Origin of the sequence: Endozoicomonas sp. 8E (assembly GCF_032883915.1) — a bacterium.
Taxonomy (GTDB): domain Bacteria; phylum Pseudomonadota; class Gammaproteobacteria; order Pseudomonadales; family Endozoicomonadaceae; genus Endozoicomonas_A.
In genome coordinates, this window is the sequence record NZ_CP120717.1 from 2,724,493 (window position 1) to 2,744,938 (window position 20,446).

The window sequence follows — 20,446 nt, forward strand, 5'->3', positions numbered from 1 at the left end:
TATTATGAACGACAGAATTGCTGATGTCTTTTTTAATTTTCTTTAGCAGAGTGTTGGTTTTACCCCATGTTTCGAGAAAATCTCTCTTTAAATTATCTGAAAAAGCAGATTTCATTATATCCAGGTTCACTATGTAATTTTTATTACCCATGAAACTATCAATGTCGTTCCAGATGCTGTTTTTAAACTGCGAAATGTCAGCGTGATAACCTCTTTCAGCGTTTTTTTTATTTTTCTCAGCAAACAGCAGTGAATATAAAATTTTTTGGTATATCAAATTTTCGGGAGCCCATACAATGATTTTATAGTCCGGGTTCACCATAGCCCATATTTTTAGCCAAATAAAATCCCGGTCTTTAGCAGGACCGACAATAGCAACATGAATATTCTTGGGTATGGATCGCATGGTAACACCTGATAGATTGAACTACATGATTTTCAGAAGGGTTGTGATACTTGTCTTTTCACCGGCGTGGCCAGAGGCGTCTAAATGCTTAAAAATCGCACCATTGCAGTCTAGTTCGGAATTGAGAAGTTGACCTGATTAGTCGTTCTATAAAATAAATTGTCGTCTTTTTAAGCATGGGCAGTTACTGACAATCAGCCCTGACCCATCGTCGTCAAAGGTTGCGGACTCGTCAGGTTTTGTATCATTCCCCGGCTTTTCGATGGGATAAACGACGGGCTTTCGCCACTGCGACTGCCAGACAGGGCACTGAGGTCCTGCACCAGTCGCTGGTAGTGCTGGTACAGTTCCGTATCATTCAGGCTTGTTCTTCCTGGCCGCGCATTATCCGATCCAATGTCGTTTTTCTCAACCCCGGCCAGACTGCACAGGTAATTCACCAGTCGTTGACCTCTGCCAATGATCTTGTTCAGAAAGGCCAGGGCGCCGTTGTCGCCATCGACACTGTCGTCCAGGGCTGACTGACTGTCATTCCTGTTGATCACAGCCATGGGGTTCAGGCTGACTTGTCCGCCTTTAAAATGCAGGCTGGCCAGCACGTCCGGTTTCACCAGCGCCAGCGTCTGGTTAGTGCCGGTATTGATGATCCTGAGGATCTGGCTCTGCAATGGAAGAGAGTGGTTTCTGTGGGTAAGGTTGCTCTGCGCCTGCGGGTCACACTGGCTGAACGCCACCTGTTCCGGGGTCAGGTCGGTAAAGAACAGGGCAGTGCTGTTATCACCCGACAATCGTCGTAAATCCGCCTTCGACCCGGACGACAGCAGGATATAATGCTTGCCATGGCTGTCGATTGTGCGGGCCGGCCTGCACGCCCGCAGGTCATAGACGTCATTACCAACACCACCGGCCAGCGGGCGGGTCCAGTCGAGGATGGCTTGCCACAGGCTGCTGTTGCCGGGCGTATCCAGCCTTCGGTTGTCACACCGGTCGCCCCGGTTTGCCAGCACGTCTGGCCGTGCCGCGATGTTTCCCGAGGCTCCCAGCAACAGCAGGTCATGACCGCCCCATCCGCGGAGTGACCACTGTCGGGCGTCGGCGCCAAGGTACAGAATGTTATTGCGGCTATTGCCCCAGAGTCTCGCTGTCCCGTTGCCCATGGCGGACGAGCTGATCACGGCGGGTACAAACGGCCATGACTGGTAACCGCTGCCGGGTTCCGGTCCGCTTACCTGAACACTGCCCGGCTCCCAGCCCCACTGTCCTGTGCTGGTAATAAACACCTGACGTCTGACGTATGTGGAGTCCAGGGGCTCCAGTGTCAGTTTAATCCCGTCCATCGCCCGGTATGTGACGATTTTCACTGGCCGGTCCCGCTGGATGTACAGGGGGTTGCTGGCTGTGGCGTTGATGAATCGGAGGCGCTCGTTCCTGACCAGGCTGCTCACCGTGAGTGGCAAGACGACGCCCTGGCCAGAGTCCATCACCCGTGCCGCCAGATCGGATAACGACAGCTCAAGGTCACTGAACACCAGGGTTGTGGGCTGCAGGAACCGGTCGTGCTGTCTGGCCCAGACCTGTTGAATCTCGATCTCGGCTTCGCCGGTGGTAAACCGGTCGGACAGCATCAGGTTCTGACCCCGGCGCCAGGCAAGGAAGGGGAAAGCCGGTACATTCTTCAGTTCAATGCGGGTCTGTGCCCTGTCGTGATCGGCGGTGTCTTTTTCAGCCAGCCCGGGATGGATGAGGATCCGGGCAAAAAACGACAAGTCAGTCTCATCCAGTTCAATCACGTCAGACCCGCCCTGGCCCTCCACCATGACCCCGAACCGCTGTCGGGTACCGTTCCGGACAAAGGCCACCTGGTGGTTGCGATAGTAAGTGTCTAGCCGCAACGCTTTCAGGCTGATCTGCTCGCCCTCTGGAGTGCCTGACAGCAGCAGACCCTCGGCCATCACGGCGACCCTGTTAAAGGTTCCCAGAGACTGGTAACCCCCGGAGGTGACCCGGTAAAGCATCTGTTTGTCTGGACTATAAACGACCGTAGCCTTTGACCGAAGAAACCAGGAACTCTTTTTATCGGCGCCCGTGGTTTGGCCAATCAGTTGCTGAACACTGTGCTCCTTGTCAGGCAGGCCGAAAAACAGTCTCTGTTGCCCGGAATACCGGCCCCGGTAATCTACCCAGGCTGTCTGGGTTGGGGCGTAGCTGGAGCCTAGCCTGAGGGCGATCAGTCCGGCGTCGATCCGCGACCGAACACCCAATGGCAGGGTTCTCATGGCCCAGTCGAAATCTTGCAGGGCCCGGAAGAGTCGGTTGTCGGAGGTTTTTCCGGGCCTCACCCGGCTGAGGTCCAGGCTCACCAGGGCCAGACTCTCCCGGTTGCCCAGGTATTGGGCCTTCGGTGTCTCGATGCGCCACGCCCGGGCCCCTTCGTCCCACTGGTAGTTGCCTGGCAATCGGAAGCCACCGGACACGGTAAAAAGGCAGGGAACGGAGAGCAGGGCATCGAACTCAGCGGGCACTCCGTTCAGCGGAAAGCTGACAGCGTTCCCACAAAAGGCATGGCCTATGGCGCGCTGTTCAGGGCGGGGAAAAACTCGAAAGCCTCCTTTTTGTGGGTATTCGACAGGGCGAGTAGCTGTCCGTCGTCGTTCACCATGACCTCAAACTGGTCGCGGGTGTTGGCCGCCAGCAGGGTGTCGCTGCCCGGGTTGTACCAGAAGTCCAGTTTCCTGATCGCACTGAACAGGGGGTGGTCGACGATCGCGCTGATGGGTCTCAGCGGCACCAGCCCCACCGTGGCCGAGAATGCCTCCCGGGCCCCTTTCACCCGGTCCCGCAGCAGTTTCTTCAGCTCACGGATGAAAAAACGGGCACTGGCGATGGTCCAGGTGGTTCTGCCGGGGTGTTCAATGGTCAGTTTGGCGAAGATCAGGTTGACTACCCGGCCCAGGTTCAGGCTGTCCATCACCACGCCAGATTGGGGGGTGAACTGGTGCACACTCAGGGTATCGTTCGACTTGGCGACGATCTGCCCGGTGGCTTCGACCTGCCAGTTCTTAAAGGGTCCTGACTCCACCGACAGGTTTTCACTGACCACCCGGGTGTTGTCCCAGGCCTTGTCCGGTATCCACAGCCGGTAGTCACCGTTGGTATCGACCAGGAGGCTGCCGGAGTGCGCCTGCACATGCCTGAAGACGCCGGTGCTGGCCATCTTTGCCTTTGCCAGCGCTCGCTTCTCGCCTGCCGGGCGGATCAACTGGAAACCGGAGTTCAGCCGCTGGACGCCCCCGGGGCGATTCACGTCAGTGCTGAGGTAATACAGGTTGCCGGAGTGCTTGCTGAACAAAATGAAGTGAACACTCTCCCGCACCACCTTGTGGACCGGCAGGTGCTCTTCGTCCAGAGCCTTTCGGACACGCTCATTGATCGTCCATAAGCCGCTTTCGTCGTTTTTATTGTTCGGCACGTCGCCATCCATCAGACTGTTCAGGAAAGTAATATGGGTTTGGGTGGAATCGTCATAAAAACCGGCCCTAAGGATACGACGTGTGTCGTTGTCATCGACATCCCGCATGGGAATAAGTCCATGGTCGGATGTCGTTGTGTTGGATGTCGTTGTGTTGGATGTCGTTGTGTCGGATGTCGTTGTGTCGGATGCCGCTGCAGGTGGGATAGGAGGGACGCTGAGCTGGCCATCCAGGGTTTCTACCGCAATCGCCCGGTGAGTCAGCTGACCGGACGGGCTGGCCGTCAACAGGTAATAATAGGGGGCATCAAATACCAGCAATTGTGACTCATCTTTGTTCGGCATTATCTTTGAGACATGGCGGCCAAACGAGCTGGCATTCAACTCACCAAAGTGCCAGATTTCCCGGGTCAGTAACTCCTTATTCTGGAATAACACCTTGCCATTGGCGGAGTCAAAAAAATAGTAGCCGATAGCCGGGTTCCCCTGGACGGGTTGCAGCTGGGCCGGTTGCAGCTGGGCATTGTCAGCAATGAACCGGATTTTCAGATGGTTGAAGGTATCGTACCAAAGCCGGACCTGGTCTAATTGTTCCCAGTCCGCTTTGGCCAGTCCCAGCTTGCCAGGGAAGCAGCGGTAAGGTTTCTTGAGATACTCATTGACCTGTCGGTCACAGTCCTGCTTGTGTTGCAGCCAGGCCGGGTTCTGCTCGACCCGCGAGGGCCGATCAGGTCTCACGGGTAACGGGTCAGAGGCACCTTTCATCGCCCACCGGTTTGGTTTTTTGACAGCCAACCAGACTGTTCGCCACTGCTCCGGCGCTCTGGCCATACAGCGTTCACGGACCCGGGTTGAGGCGTCGCAGTCCTTCATCTCCAGCGGCAAAAACCGGCTGGCCGCGGTGTAGCGGCTCATGATTCGGTTCAGTTTCGACGCCCCTGATAGCCCGTCATTCAGTGATCCAGTGTCGTATAATCGATGGATCACTTTGCCGTCCGACTGCCACTCAAACTGTGCGTTGGCATCTTCGGCCACCACTTTATACGGAGAGGATGGCCTCGGTTCAGGAAACTCGAAACGGGTCTCACCCAGCATGATGTGCCGGATTCGGTCCCCGAAATAGTTCTGCGAGGACCAGCAGCGATGTTCCTGGTCAGCCTGCTCGGTAATACAGGCATAGGGAACCTGACCGTCGTAGTTCAACACCCAGGTAGAGGCCGTCTGCCCGGGGTGGACGCGAATGTAATGAGCTCCGTCTGACATCAGGATGCAGGTTTTATTCCCGTTAGGCCTATACAGGTCATAATCCAGCAGTTTGGAAAATTCGTCTGAGACCTCACGAAAAACGACGATGTGATCCTTGTCATCAAGATACAGGCTGCTGGTTGACTGACGGTACACCAAACCGTCGGTATGAGTGAACATCTGGATAAGGTATTTATAGTGGTAACGGGTGCTACATTCATCAAAGCCACGGGCTCCACAGTATTTGATCCGGGTGCTTATTACCTTTTTCTGGTAAAACCGTTTCAGCTTGCTGTCGCTGACGGCATCCAGAAGCTGTGCACCGGGAGAACTGCTGTCTGGCGCACTCCCTCGAGGAAAACGATCGTAGGGAGTGTAGCGGAGCCTGACCTCCCACTGGGGTAAGGCGGGCATGAAAATGTTGTTTTTACCGGTCATCTGCCTCAGGTTGTGGAACACCCCGTTTGAGCATTGGTAGCCGGTTAAACGCGACTCCGTCCGGCACAATGTCGCCAGGGCATTGTCAATCAGGTTAAAGAGACCCGAGGCGTACTCGATCCTGTTAATGTCGGTGGCGCAATCCTGTATAAGGCCGGCCTCTACATAGGGCTCATCCTTACAGCGTTTCCAGTCGTCTTTTTTTCCGGCGACGAAGGTTGTCTGGTATGAATAGCCGCCACCGTAGGTCAGGGTCTGGTTCATCAGGTTGATCGACTGGATATTCAGGGCCAGGAGGCTTTTGCCATCCCCGCTCGTCAACGCATTGAGGGTCTGGTTGTTGGCCTGGTTGTTGGCCAGGAAGCTTTCGGGGTCCAGCTGGGCGTGGATCAGGTCAAAGATTTTTGCCGCCTTACCCGAGGCGTCCCGTAATTTTTTAAAGGCCAGCTTCTCTGCCCGGCTCTTGTAATCGAGATTAAAAAGCGTCCTGATATGGTGCATGATCCCACCAAGCACGATCCCCAAGACTGGATTGACAAGCACTAACCCGATGGAGATAGCCGTATCCACCGACTCAAAGATCACCCTGGATTCCATGAGTTTCTTAACTTCCGGATCCTCTTCGTTCTCATATTCAATGATGGTCAGGGTGAGACTGCCTACCTGCACGCTGGGAAGCAGAAAGGGTACAAAACGACCGGCTGTTTTACCCAGCCTGCCGACTTTTTTCAGACCCACGGGGAGCTTGCCCGGCACGGAAATCTTGGGTAGCTTTGGTGCTTTCTGACCGGAAGGAATTGACGGCACGATGACTGGAGTGATGGCCTTGATCCCGTGCCGTCCGACATTGGCTATGTCAATCAATTGTAATGCCAACGACGTATAAAAAAACGTCTTTCGCCCGATATAAATCTGTCGCTCGGTGACCGTCATATTCTGGGATGGGGGCTGGCTGTAATGGTGTCCCACGGGAGAAATCCCGGCTATCAGGTCGTAAAGGCCTATAAAAGACGCGAGCCGGTTCATATTGGCGTTGGCGGTTCTTTTCCCTTTGACCAGCGATGGCAAGCCTTGACGACCCGTCCCCTGGAGAAAGCCCCGGAAGCGGTCAAAAGCTCCGGACGTAAACCGGATGTTTTTTCGGACCAGGGTGTCGGGTTCCAAAAAGTCTATGCGCCAGCCCCGGCCATCCCGACGGAGGGTATCCAGTTGCGGGATCATGCTGTCGGGGAGTGAGTGCCGGGCTTTAATGTCCCCCAGGGCAGTGTCCAACTCCAACAGCCGCTGCCTGAATTCGGCCCGTTCAGAGGCCACACCTGAGAGACTGTCTTTAGTCCGGGGCTGTACCGGAACCGAAAGGTGGCTGGGCGGCAAATAGCGGAGGGGGGGGGTTGAATCCGATGGCCGGGGTGACATCAGCACCGTCGTTTCGCCGGGAAGCAGCCGGTACTTCGGTTGTCCGGAGCCCGGGGAGCGCAGCACAAGGTTTTCAATCGCCGGGCGGTCCTTCGGCATCCGGTGCTGGATATCTTTCACCAGTCGTTTGAAAACCTGGGGGCTGCGGCTCCTGGGCTCGATAATCAGCTCGCCCACCAGGGGTTTGCCGTTGGCGGGCGATTGGGTCATAAAGGTTTTCAGGCCGTTCAGAGCAGTGATTCCGCGGGACTGGTTGCTGCTGGCAAGATCGCTGACGGTCAGACTGGCGATGTGGCCGTCCGGGGTAAAGTAGACCAGTGTCGCCAAAGCATGGGCGATCAGTCTGGCTGGCCGACCGAGAACGGTGACGCGGTTGCCGTCTCCCCCGGCGATGGCCGACTGAACCCGGCCATCGGGTGTGAGCAGCACATAACTGCCAGAGGGGGTGGTTTTCAGCAACAGGGGTTGGCCACTCAGGGTCCCGTCTTTTATCTGCTGTTGAGCGCGAGTAAACGAATCTTCGTCCAGGGCAATGATCGAGTGCATGCCGCGGACGTGGGCTAATGCGTCCTTGCCTTCGAGGCGACGATACCGGGTGAAAAAATTCTGCAGCAAGCGCTCACTTTCGTTGGAGGGTTCGCGCAGGGCGATATCAATTTTTTCCCTGTCGTTGCCAAGAAAGAGTTGAGTTTCGGGGCCGGAAAGTAACCGGAGGGCATACTCCAGATTTTTGCGGCGAGCATCGCAGCTACCGGTACCGGCTGATCTTCGAGGCCTGCGACAAGCCCCTTGTGGCGGGACCGGGAGAACACGCATGTTGTCGAAATCCTTTTTGAATTTTGCGTTAATTTCGGCGGCACCCTCCGGCGTTGTAATATCGATATTGTAAATATGGTATGCGTCTTTCCCTACTCGTTTTTTGATGTTTTCGAAGGCCCTGGTCTTTGCTTCTTTACTCGCGAAGCGTTCTATCTCCCGCTCAAGCCGATCGATTTGATCGTTGGGAAAACGTCTTTCATAGCGCGCAAGCCAGTCAGTGTACGAGGAAGATTGCCCCAACAGTCTGAGTGTTTCTCTCAAACGCGTGGTTTCTCCTTCATCCGGATGGACGAAAGCAGCTTTTTCGGTCGGCGGTTGTTGCACTAATCCAAAATAGATCGCTGTCTGGAAATCTTCGTAGTATGAGAATTTGCTGGCATCTATTCTGTTATCAATCGGTTCATAAGTGGGTAACCTGTTTTCGGATCTGGCAGAGGCAGAATCGTCCTGGTCTCTGTCACCGGCATACATTTTTTCGACAAGGGCTGCGGCTGAATCCTTCCCGAGTCTGGGATCGGTCGAACCCTGCGAATTCTCAACGACTATGGATTCGAACAACTGATCTGCGAACATGGATTCGGGAGTGTCAATGCTGGCTCTGGGATAAAACTCTTTATCAGGGTCAAGGGAGTCCAACCCGAACTTGGCTTTGTATGTAACGGTGTTGTCTTGATTTAGGGTAAAAACAATACGGTTGAGTTCAGGATCGGGCGCATCCCTCGAGGTTGACGGCCTGTTAGGATCACCACCGGTAGTTTGCCGGGGAATGCCTGCTGATAAGGATCCCCGAACTGCAACAGCAGAATTTGCACGGATACCTTTTTTGGCCAACTCCCTCAGAACTTCAGGTACAATATAATCTTTCTGGTCAGCACCCAACACACCCTCAGAACCTGGAATGTTTTGTGCGGAGTTATCAAAAGAGAATGCTATGTTTTGTACGGTGGTATTCTCTGGGATCACTGCCCTTAAAATTGATGATAGCTTTCTCACTAAGAGCAGGAAGTTAGTGGAATTAATCTCACTCGACTCGGTAGCAGAGAAATCAAGACTTCCAGTAATAAAGACTTTAGTGTCTTCGCCGATATTTTTGAATGGTGTTCCTAAAATTGTATTAATTTCTAGTGATTTACTTCGATCAGAATAAACAACGTCATACAAGACGCTCTTGCCTTTTGGAGTGCGATACCTGATATGTTTTTCATAACTCTGCCTCGCAGACTCTCCATTGCCCCTAAATCCGAGCATATTAATCATTATGAACTTGTCGTATGGTCGCCTAAGCGCTGAGTCTGGCAGGTCAGAATCAGTGCCATAAGAGTTCATGCTATAGAAGGGATTTTCCTCTGAGAAGCTCTTAATTTGGGAGATTATAGCCTTTCCCCCGGAAACGGTTCTTTCTAATCTTTTAAAAGCGTCATAACCTAGTTTAGCGAGAATCCGGTGGTCAAGATCCCCGTTATTATATGAAAGCTCCGCTAACATGGTTGCAATGCTATAGATTTCTTCGTTGTAGGCAGGACCTCTATGTTTGAATTCATTCAGAGACTTGATTATCTCCATTATGCGTATTTCTTTGCTTGTTTCATTGTTTTTAAATTTTTCTAAAATACTGTGGAAGAATATGGTTTCTTCAAGTACTTTGTTGATCAGTGGGTTATTTGGGAAAGCTTCCAACATCATTGGTTTGATTGAATCATCGTGGAGTCCGGCCTTAATCTTGTCTTTAATAATTAAAGTTCTACCGAAAAATATTTTATTGTTACCAACTTCACTCGTTGGACGTTCACTCAGTGTAAGAAATAGTTTGCAACAAATGGTTTCTTTTACGACACTTTTAATTCGATTTAATTGTTCTTGTGACAGGTTTATATCGTCTATCTTGAAATAACGGTCAGGATCAGGAATAAGTTTACGTTCAAACATATCTTCCAAAACAGCACGTACCTTAGCTCTTTCTAGCTGCTCTCTCTCACTACTGTCCACTTCCCTTCCCGATGTAGGCTTGCTCGAGATGCCGTTTTTTTCAAAGGGCCCAGTCCTTAGTGCCGGTAGCAGTCCTCTATCAACATATACCCCTCCTTCAGATTGTTCACGAGAAATCCCTACGGCTCTTTCGGCTATCACAGGTTTTTTAAGGCTTAAGGCGTACTTGATATATTCACTGTGTTGTCGTTCAAAATCAGAAGTATCTTCTTTGACATTAGACATGCCAATGGTTTTTCGAATTTGATTTAACACATCGTTGGTCTTATTCCATTGGGTGGTAAACAACCTCTTTACACTGTCTGAAAAATCGGCTTTCATTATATCCAATCTTTCTATGTCATCGTTTTCACCCATAAAAGCATCGATTTTTTGCCAGATACTACGCCTCAACCACGCAATATCAGCGGGATAATCTGTTTCAATCCTTTGTTGTATTCTCTCAGAATACAGCAACAAATACAGAATTCTTTTGTATATCAAGGCTTTGGGAGCCCATACATAGATAGCATGGTTCTTGTTCACCCAGGCCCATACGCTCAGACAAATAGACTCCCAACTTTCAGCAGGACCGACAAGAGCAAAATGAATCTTCTTGGGTATGGTTGGCATGATAACACCTGATAGATTGAACTACATGATTTTCAGAAGGGTTGTGATATCTGTCTTTTCACCGGCGTGGCCAGAGGCGTCTAAATGCCTAAAAATCGCACCATTGCAGTCTAGTTCGGAATTGAGAAGTTGACCTGATTAGTCGTTCTATAAAATAAATTGTCGTCTTTTTAAGCATGGGCAGTTACTGACAATCAGCCCTGACCCATCGTCGTCAAAGGTTGCGGACTCGTCAGGTTTTGTATCATTCCCCGGCTTTTCGATGGGATAAACGACGGGCTTTCGCCACTGCGACTGCCAGACAGGGCACTGAGGTCCTGCACCAGTCGCTGGTAGTGTTGGTTGAGTTCCGTATCATTCAGGCTTGTTCCTACTGGCCGCTCACTATTCGATCCAATGTCGTTTTTCTTAACCCCGGCCAGGCTGCACAGGTAATTCACCAGCCGTTGACCTCTGCCAATGATCTTGTTCAGAAAGGCCAGGGCGCCGTTGTCGCCATCGACACTGTCGTCCAGGGCTGACTGACTGTCATTCCTGTTGATCACAGCCATGGGGTTCAGGCTGACTTGTCCGCCTTTAAAATGCAGGCTGGCCAGCACGTCCGGTTTCACCAGCGCCAGCGTCTGGTTAGTGCCGGTATTGATAATCCTGATAATCTGGCTCTGCAATGGAAGAGAGTGGTTGCTGCGGGTAAGGTTGCTCTGCGCCTGCGGGTCACACTGGCTGAACGCCACCTGTTCCGGGGTCAGGTCGGTAAAGAACAGGGCAGTGCTGTTATCACCCGACAATCGTCGTAAATCCGCCTTCGACCCGGACGACAGCAGGATATAATGCTTGCCATGGCTGTCGATTGTGCGGGCCGGCCTGCACGCCCGCAGGTCATAGACGTCATTACCAACACCACCGGCCAGCGGGCGGGTCCAGTCGAGGATGGCTTGCCACAGGCTGCTGTTGCCGGGCGTATCCAGCCTTCGGTTGTCACACCGGTCGCCCCGGTTTGCCAGCACGTCTGGCCGTGCCGCGATGTTTCCCGAGGCTCCCAGCAACAGCAGGTCATGACCGCCCCATCCGCGGAGTGACCACTGTCGGGCGTCGGCGCCAAGGTACAGAATGTTATTGCGGCTATTGCCCCAGAGTCTCGCTGTCCCGTTGCCCATGGCGGACGAGCTGATCACGGCGGGTACAAACGGCCATGACTGGTAACCGCTGCCGGGTTCCGGTCCGCTTACCTGAACACTGCCCGGCTCCCAGCCCCACTGTCCTGTGCTGGTAATAAACACCTGACGTCTGACGTATGTGGAGTCCAGGGGCTCCAGTGTCAGTTTAATCCCGTCCATCGCCCGGTATGTGACGATTTTCACTGGCCGGTCCCGCTGGATGTACAGGGGGTTGCTGGCTGTGGCGTTGATGAATCGGAGGCGCTCGTTCCTGACCAGGCTGCTCACCGTGAGTGGCAAGACGACTCCCTGGCCAGAGTCCATCACCCGTGCCGCCAGATCGGATAACGACAGCTCAAGGTCACTGAACACCAGGGTTGTGGGCTGCAGGAACCGGTCGTGCTGTCTGGCCCAGACCTGTTGAATCTCGATCTCGGCTTCGCCGGTGGTAAACCGGTCGGACAGCATCAGGTTCTGACCCCGGCGCCAGGCAAGGAAGGGGAAAGCCGGTACATTCTTCAGTTCAATGCGGGTCTGTGCCCTGTCGTGATCGGCGGTGTCTTTTTCAGCCAGCCCGGGATGGATGAGGATCCGGGCAAAAAACGACAAGTCAGTCTCATCCAGTTCAATCACGTCAGACCCGCCCTGGCCCTCCACCATGACCCCGAACCGCTGTCGGGTACCGTTCCGGGCAAAGGCCACCTGGTGGTTGCGGTAGTAAGTGTCCAGTCGCAACCCTTTCAGTTTGATCGTTTCGGCTCGGGGGGTTCCTGACAGCAGCAGACCCTCGGCCATCACGGCGACCCTGTTAAAGGTTCCCAGGGACTGGTAACCCCCGGAGGTGACCCGGTAAAGCATCTGTTTGTCTGGACTATAAACGACCACAGCCTTTGACCGAAGAAACCAGGAACTCTTTTTATCGGCGCCTGTGATTTGGCCAATCAGTTGCTGAACACCGTGCTCCTTGTCAGGCAGGCCGAAAAACAGTCTCTGTTGCCCGGAATACCGGCCCCGGTAATCTACCCAGGCTGTCTGGGTTGGGGCGTAGCTGGAGCCTAGCCTGAGGGCGATCAGTCCGGCGTCGATCCGCGACCGAACACCCAATGGCAGGGTTCTCATGGCCCAGTCGAAATCTTGCAGGGCCCGGAAGAGTCGGTTGTCGGAGGTTTTTCCGGGCCTCACCCGGCTGAGGTCCAGGCTCACCAGGGCCAGACTCTCCCGGTTGCCCAGGTATTGGGCCTTCGGTGTCTCGATGCGCCACGCCCGGGCCCCTTCGTCCCACTGGTAGTTGCCTGGCAATCGGAAGCCACCGGACACGGTAAAAAGGCAGGGAACGGAGAGCAGGGCATCGAACTCAGCGGGCACTCCGTTCAGCGGAAAGCTGACAGCGTTCCCACAAAAGGCATGGCCTATGGCGCGCTGTTCAGGGCGGGGGAAAAACTCGAAAGCCTCCTTTTTGTGGGTATTCGACAGGGCGAGTAGCTGTCCGTCGTCGTTCACCATGACCTCAAACTGGTCGCGGGTGTTGGCCGCCAGCAGGGTGTCGCTGCCCGGGTTGTACCAGAAGTCCAGTTTCCTGATCGCACTGAACAGGGGGTGGTCGACGATCGCGCTGATGGGTCTCAGCGGCACCAGCCCCACCGTGGCCGAGAATGCCTCCCGGGCCCCTTTCACCCGGTCCCGCAGCAGTTTCTTCAGCTCACGGATGAAAAAACGGGCACTGGCGATGGTCCAGGTGGTTCTGCCGGGGTGTTCAATGGTCAGTTTGGCGAAGATCAGGTTGACTACCCGGCCCAGGTTCAGGCTGTCCATCACCACGCCAGATTGGGGGGTGAACTGGTGCACACTCAGGGTATCGTTCGACTTGGCGACGATCTGCCCGGTGGCTTCGACCCGCCAGTTCTTAAAGGGTCCTGACTCCACCGACAGGTTTTCACTGACCACCCGGGTGTTGTCCCAGGCCTTGTCCGGTATCCACAGCCGGTAGTCACCGTTGGTATCGACCAGGAGGCTGCCGGAGTGCGCCTGCACATGCCTGAAGACGCCGGTGCTGGCCATCTTTGCTTTTGCCAGCGCTCGCTTCTCGCCTGCCGGGCGGATCAACTGGAAACCGGAGTTCAGCCGCTGGACGCCCCCGGGGCGATTCACGTCAGTGCTGAGGTAATACAGGTTGCCGGAGTGCTTGCTGAACAAAATGAAGTGAACACTCTCCCGCACCACCTTGTGGACCGGCAGGTGCTCTTCGTCCAGAGCCTTTCGGACACGCTCATTGATCGTCCGTAAGCCGCTTTCGTCGTTTTTATTGTTCGGCACGTCGCCATCCATCAGACTGTTCAGGAAAGTAATATGGGTTTGGGTGGAATCGTCATAAAAACCGGCCCTAAGGATACGACGTGTGTCGTTGTCATCGACATCCCGCATGGGAATCAGTCCATGGTCGGATGTCGTTGTGTCGGATGTCGTTGTGCCGGGCGCCGCTACAGGTGGCACAGGAGGTACGCTGAGCTGGCCATCCAGGGTTTCTACCGCAATCGCCCGGTGAGTCAGCTGACCGGACGGGCTGGCCGTCAACAGGTAATAATAGGGGGCATCAAATACCAGCAATTGTGACTCATCTTTGTTCGGCATTATCTTTGAGACATGGCGGCCAAACGAGCTGGCATTCAACTCACCAAAGTGCCAGATTTCCCGGGTCAGTAACTCCTTATTCTGGAATAACACCTTGCCATTGGCGGAGTCAAAAAAATAGTAGCCGATAGCCGGGTTCCCCTGGACGGGTTGCAGCTGGGCCGGTTGCAGCTGGGCATTGTCAGCAATGAACCGGATTTTCAGATGGTTGAAGGTATCGTACCAAAGCCGGACCTGGTCTAATTGTTCCCAGTCCGCTTTGGCCAGTCCCAGCTTGCCAGGGAAGCAGCGGTAAGGTTTCTTGAGATACTCATTGACCTGTCGGTCACAGTCCTGCTTGTGTTGCAGCCAGGCCGGGTTCTGCTCGACCCGCGAGGGCCGATCAGGTCTCACGGGTAACGGGTCAGAGGCACCTTTCATCGCCCACCGGTTTGGTTTTTTGACAGCCAACCAGACTGTTCGCCACTGCTCCGGCGCTCTGGCCATACAGCGTTCACGGACCCGGGTTGAGGCGTCGCAGTCCTTCATCTCCAGCGGCAAAAACCGGCTGGCCGCGGTGTAGCGGCTCATGATTCGGTTCAGTTTCGACGCCCCTGATAGCCCGTCATTCATTGATCCAGTGTCGTATAATCGATGGATCACTTTGCCGTCCGACTGCCACTCAAACTGTGCGTTGGCATCTTCGGCCACCACTTTATACGGAGAGGATGGCCTCGGTTCAGGAAACTCGAAACGGGTCTCACCCAGCATGATGTGCCGGATTCGGTCCCCGAAATAGTTCTGCGAGGACCAGCAGCGATGTTCCTGGTCAGCCTGCTCGGTAATACAGGCATAGGGAACCTGACCGTCGTAGTTCAACACCCAGGTAGAGGCCGTCTGCCCGGGGTGGACGCGAATGTAATGAGCTCCGTCTGACATCAGGATGCAGGTTTTATCCCCTTTAGGCCTATACAGGTCATAATCCAGCAGTTTGGAAAATTCGTCTGAGACCTCACGAAAAACGACGATGTGATCCTTGTCATCGAGATACAGGCTGCTGGTTGACTGACGGTACTCCAAACCGTCGGTATGAGTGAACATCTGGATAAGGTATTTATAGTGGTAACGGGTGCTACATTCATCAAAGCCACGGGCTCCACAGTATTTGATCCGGGTGCTTATTACCTTTTTCTGGTAAAACCGTTTCAGCTTGCTGTCGCTGACGGCATCCAGAAGCTGTGCACCGGGAGAACTGCTGTCTGGCGCACTCCCTCGGGGAAAACGATCGTAGGGAGTGTAGCGGAGCCTGACCTTCCACTGAGGTAAGGCGGGCATGAAAATGTTTATTTTACCGGTCATCTGCCTCAGGTTGTGGAACACCCCGTTTGAGCATTGGTAGCCGGTTAAACGCGACTCCGTCCGGCACAATGTCGCCAGGGCATCGTCAATCAGGTTAAAGAGACCCGAGGCGTACTCGATCCTGTTAATGTCGGTGGCGCAATCCTGTATAAGGCCGGCCTCTACATAGGGCTCATCCTTACAGCGTTTCCAGTCGTCTTTTTTTCCGGCGACGAAGGTTGTCTGGAATGAATAGCCGCCACCGTAGGTCAGGGTCTGGTTCACCAGGTTGATTGACTGGATATTCAGGGCCAGGAGGCTTTTGCCATCCCCGCTCGTCAACGCATTGAGGGTCTGGTTGTTGGCCTGGTTGTTGGCCAGGAAGCTTTCGGGGTCCAGCTGGGCGTGGATCAGGTCAAAGATTTTTGCCGCCTTACCCGAGGCGTCCCGTAATTTTTTAAAGGCCAGCTTCTCTGCCCGGCTCTCGTAATCGAGATTAAAAAGCGTCCTGATATGGTGCATGATCCCACCAAGCACGATCCCCAAGACTGGATTGACAAGCACTAACCCGATGGAGATAGCCGTATCCACCGACTCAAAGATCACCCTGGATTCCATGAGTTTCTTAACTTCCGGATCCTCTTCGTTCTCATATTCAATGATGGTCAGGGTGAGACTGCCTACCTGCACGCTGGGAAGCAGAAAGGGTACAAAACGACCGGCTGTTTTACCCAGCCTGCCGACTTTTTTCAGACCCACGGGGAGCTTGCCCGGCACAGAAATCTTGGGTAGTTTTGGTGCTTTCTGACCGGAAGGAATTGACGGCAGGATGACTGGAGTGATGGCCTTGATCCCGTGCCGTCCGACATTGGCTATGTCAATCAATTGTAATGCCAACGACGTATAAAAAAACGTCTTTCGCCCGATATAAATCTGCCGCTCGGTGACCGTCATATTCTGGGATGGGGGCTGGCTGTAATGGTGTCCCACGGGAGAAATCCCGGCTAGCAGGTCGTAAAGGCCTATAAAAGACGCGAGCCTGTTCATATTGGCGTTGGCGGTTCTTTTCCCTTTGACCAGCGATGGCAAGCCTTGACGACCCGTCCCCTGGAGAAAGCCCCGGAAGCGGTCAAAAGCTCCGGACGTAAACCGGATGTTTTTTCGGACCAGGGTGTCGGGTTCCAAAAAGTCTATGCGCCAGCCCCGGCCATCCCGACGGAGGGTATCCAGTTGCGGGATCATGCTGTCGGGGAGTGAGTGCCGGGCTTTAATGTCCCCCAGGGCAGTGTCCAACTCCAACAGCCGCTGCCTGAATTCGGCCCGTTCAGAGGCCACACCTGAGAGACTGTCTTTAGTCCGGGGCGGCACCGGAACCGAAAGGTGGCTGGGCGGCAAATAGCGGAGGGGGGTTTTTGAATCCGATGGCCGGGGTGACATCAGCACCGTCGTTTCGCCGGGAAGCAGCCGGTACTTCGGTTGTCCGGAGCCCGGGGAGCGCAGCACAAGGTTTTCAATCGCCGGGCGGTCCTTCGGCATCAGGCGCTGGATATCTTTCACCAGTCGTTTGAAAACCTGGGGGCTGCGGCTTCTGGGCTCGATAATCAGCTCGCCCACCGGGGGTTTGCCGTTGGCGGGCGATTGGGTCATAAAGGTTTTCAGGCCGTTCAGAGCCGTGATTCCGCGGGACTGGTTGCTGCTGGCAAGATCGCTGACGGTCAGACTGGCGATGTGGCCGTCCGGGGTAAAGTAGACCAGTGTCGTCAAAGCATGGGCGATCAGTCTGGCTGGCCGACCGAGAACGGTGACGCGGTTGCCGTCTCCCCCGGCGATGGCCGACTGAACCCGGCCATCGGGTGTGAGCAGCACATAACTGCCAGAGGGGGTGGTTTTCAGCAACAGGGGTTGGCCACTCAGGGTCCCGTCTTTTATCTGCTGTTGAGCACGGGTAAACGAATCTTCGTCCAGGGCAATGATCGAGTGCATGCCCCGGACGTGAGCTAATGCGTCCTTGCCTTCCAGCCGACGATACCGGGTGAAAAAATTTTGCAGCCAGCGCTCACCTTCGTTGCCGGGTTTGAGCAGGGCGATATCAATTTTTTTACCTTTGTTGTCTTTTTTGCCATCAAGATTGAGTTGGGTTTCGGGGCCGGAAAGTAACCGGAGCGCATACACCAGCGCTTTACGTCGAGCATCGCAGCTGCCGGTATTGATTGATCTTCGGCGCCGGTTACAAAAAAGCGGTAACTCACCTGAGAGAAGATGCCAATTGGGGAATTGATTTTTGTATATTACCCTAATTCTGGCTGCACCCTCTTCAGTGTAGGGATTTAAAGTTAAGATATCGAATGAATAGGCCTCTGCCTTTCTTTTGAAGGTTTCGAAGGCCTCGACCTTTTCTTTTTCACCCTGATATTGGTTTATTTCCTGCCGAAGCTGGGTGATGTGGTTGAACTCGGGGAAACGCTTTTCATAACGCTCAAGCCATTCGGTGTAGGAGGAAGACTCCCTCGCCAGGTCGATTGTTTTTTCTAAACGACGCGTTTCTTTCCCATCCGGATGCATGAAAGCAACTTTGTCAGGTTTCGAGTCTTTGTCTAATCCGAAATAAATCGCATCTTTGAACTGAAATGCTAATGAGTATTTTTCAGCATCTCTTCTATAATCGACCTCTTCGTGGACTGCGGAAGCGGGCACCCTGTTTTCGGGCCTGGTAGAAGCAGAGGCAGAATCGTCCTGGTCTCTGTCACCGGCATACGCTTTTTCGACCAGGGCTTCGGCTGACTCCTTTGCGAGCCTGGGGTCGCCCGAACCCTCGGCGACTACGGATTCAAAAAACTGATCTGTGAATGAGGATCCGGGAACATCAACTTTGGGTCCGCTGGGATAAAGCTGATAACCAGGGACAAGGGAACTCATTCCGAACCTGGCTTGGTAGGTAACGGTGTTGTCCCTATTCAGGGTAAAAACAATACGGTTGAGATCAGGATCGGGCGCCTCTCTCGAAGTTGACGGCCTGTTAGGATCACCACCGCCAGTTTGCCGGGGAACATCTGCTGACAGGGATCCCCGAACTGCAACAGCATAATTTGCATGGATACCTTTTTTGGCCAGTTCCCTCAGAACTTCAGGTACAATGTAACTTTTCTGGCCAGCATCCAATACACCCTCAGAATCTGGAATTTTTTGTGCGGAGTTATCAAAAGAGAACCCTATGTTTTGTACGGTGGTATTCTCGGGGATTATTACACTTAAAAGTGATGATAACTTTTTCACCAGGCGTCGAGAATAACTGATATAATTCTCACTCACATTGATATCAGGGAAATCAAAACTTCCCGAAATTAAGACTTTAGTGTCTGCGTCGATATTTCTGAATGGTTTTCCTGATACTGTTGTAACTACTCTATTTCGCCTTATACCACGATAAACAACCTCAAACAAAACATTATTGTCTTCTTTAGTTTTAGTGCGATACCTATTATATTTTTCATAACTCTGCCTTCTAGACTCTTCCATATGACCATTACCCTGAATCTCGGAAATATGAATCATTATTAACTTTTTGTATGGTTGTTTAAACGTTAAATCTGGCAAGTCAGAATCAGGTTCAGAAGATTTTATTTCATAGAGGGGATTTATTTCTAAGAAGTTACTAACTCGGGCAATTGTAGCTCTTCTTGTATGTTGGACATTTTGTAATCTTTCAAAAGCGTCATAACCTAGCTTGGCAAAAATCCGGTAGTCAAAATCCCTTTTATGATATGTAAGTTCGGTTAACATCATTGCAGCATTATTGATTTTGTGTTGGTAGACATCAGCTTTACCTTTATAGAATTCAACCAAATTATCCTTTATTATTCCTATGCGGTTTTCTTTTCTTATTTCATGTTTTTTAAAGCTTTCTAAAATCTCGTGAAAAAACAAGTTTTCTTCAATTATTAATTTTATCAAACGGTTGTGTGGGCGAGTTTCAAACATTATTGGCATGATTGAATCATCGAGGTATCCGCCTCTAAGCTTGTCTTCAGGATATGAACCGCCACCGAAAAATATATTATTATGGGAGCCATAACTGACTTCACGATCAATCAGTTTATTAAATAAATCGCTAATACTGATGTTTCCTATGACACTTCTAATTCGATTTATTTCTTCTTGTGACAGGTTTAAATTGTCTATCTTAAAATCAGGACCAGGATCAGGAATAATTTTCTCTGCAACCATTTTTTCCAAAAGAGCAAGCACCTTAGCTTTTTCCAGCTCCTCTTTCTTACTCCTACTCACTCCCTTTCCCGATATGGGTATGAACGAAATGCCCCTTTTTTTGAAGGGCTCTTCACTCAGTGTTGGTAGCAGCCATTTATCAATATATACACCTCCATCATTGTGTTCATGATTAAACCCTATCATTCTTTCGGCTATCACCGTTTTTTTTAAGCTTAAGATGTACTTGATATAGTTACTGTGTTCTTGTTCAAACGCAAAATCAACCTCGCTAACAACAACCGTGCTAATTTTATTTCGAATTTGATTTAACAAATCTTTAGTTTTATTCCATTGGGTAGTAAACGACACCTTTACACTGTTTGAAAAATAGGATTTCATTATATCCAATTTTTCTACGTCATCGCTTTCACCCATAAAAGCATCGATTTTTTGCCAGATACTACGCCTCAACGGGGCAATATCAGCGGGATGATCTTTTTCAATAGCTTGTTGTATTTTCTCAGAAAACAGCAGTGAATATAGAATTCTTTTGTATCTCACAGCCTTGGGAGCCCATACATAGATGGTGTGGTCCGGGTTCACCCCGGCCCATATTGTTAGCCAGGCAAACTCCCGACCTTTAGTAGGACCGACAATAGAAACATGAATTTTTTTGGGTACGGTTGGCATGATAACACCTGATAGATTGATCTACATGACTTTCAGAAGGGTTGTGATACCTGTCTT

3 protein-coding genes are annotated in these 20,446 nt (G+C 52.4%); all 3 read right to left on the reverse strand.

Annotated elements, in window-relative coordinates; all coding sequences use genetic code 11:
- Window positions 1–600: 600 nt before the first annotated feature.
- Window positions 601–2,928, reverse strand: a complete 2,328-nt coding sequence (locus P6910_RS09120; RefSeq protein WP_317145960.1) for a hypothetical protein — start codon at window positions 2,926–2,928, stop codon at window positions 601–603.
- 44 nt (window positions 2,929–2,972) lie between these two features.
- A complete protein-coding gene (locus P6910_RS09125) occupies window positions 2,973–10,391 on the reverse strand; it encodes a hypothetical protein (RefSeq protein ID WP_317145961.1) in 7,419 nt (2,472 codons plus the stop codon).
- 194 nt (window positions 10,392–10,585) lie between these two features.
- A complete protein-coding gene (locus tag P6910_RS09130) occupies window positions 10,586–20,389 on the reverse strand; it encodes a hypothetical protein (RefSeq protein WP_317145962.1) in 9,804 nt (3,267 codons plus the stop codon).
- Window positions 20,390–20,446 lie beyond the last annotated feature (57 nt).

What these genes read in the sequence shown, in the direction of transcription:
- P6910_RS09130 (WP_317145962.1), bottom strand. Translation starts at nt 20,389, where the DNA reads ATGCCAACCGTACCCAAAAAAATTCATGTTTCTATTGTCGGTCCTACT.
- P6910_RS09125 (WP_317145961.1), bottom strand. Translation starts at nt 10,391, where the DNA reads ATGCCAACCATACCCAAGAAGATTCATTTTGCTCTTGTCGGTCCTGCT.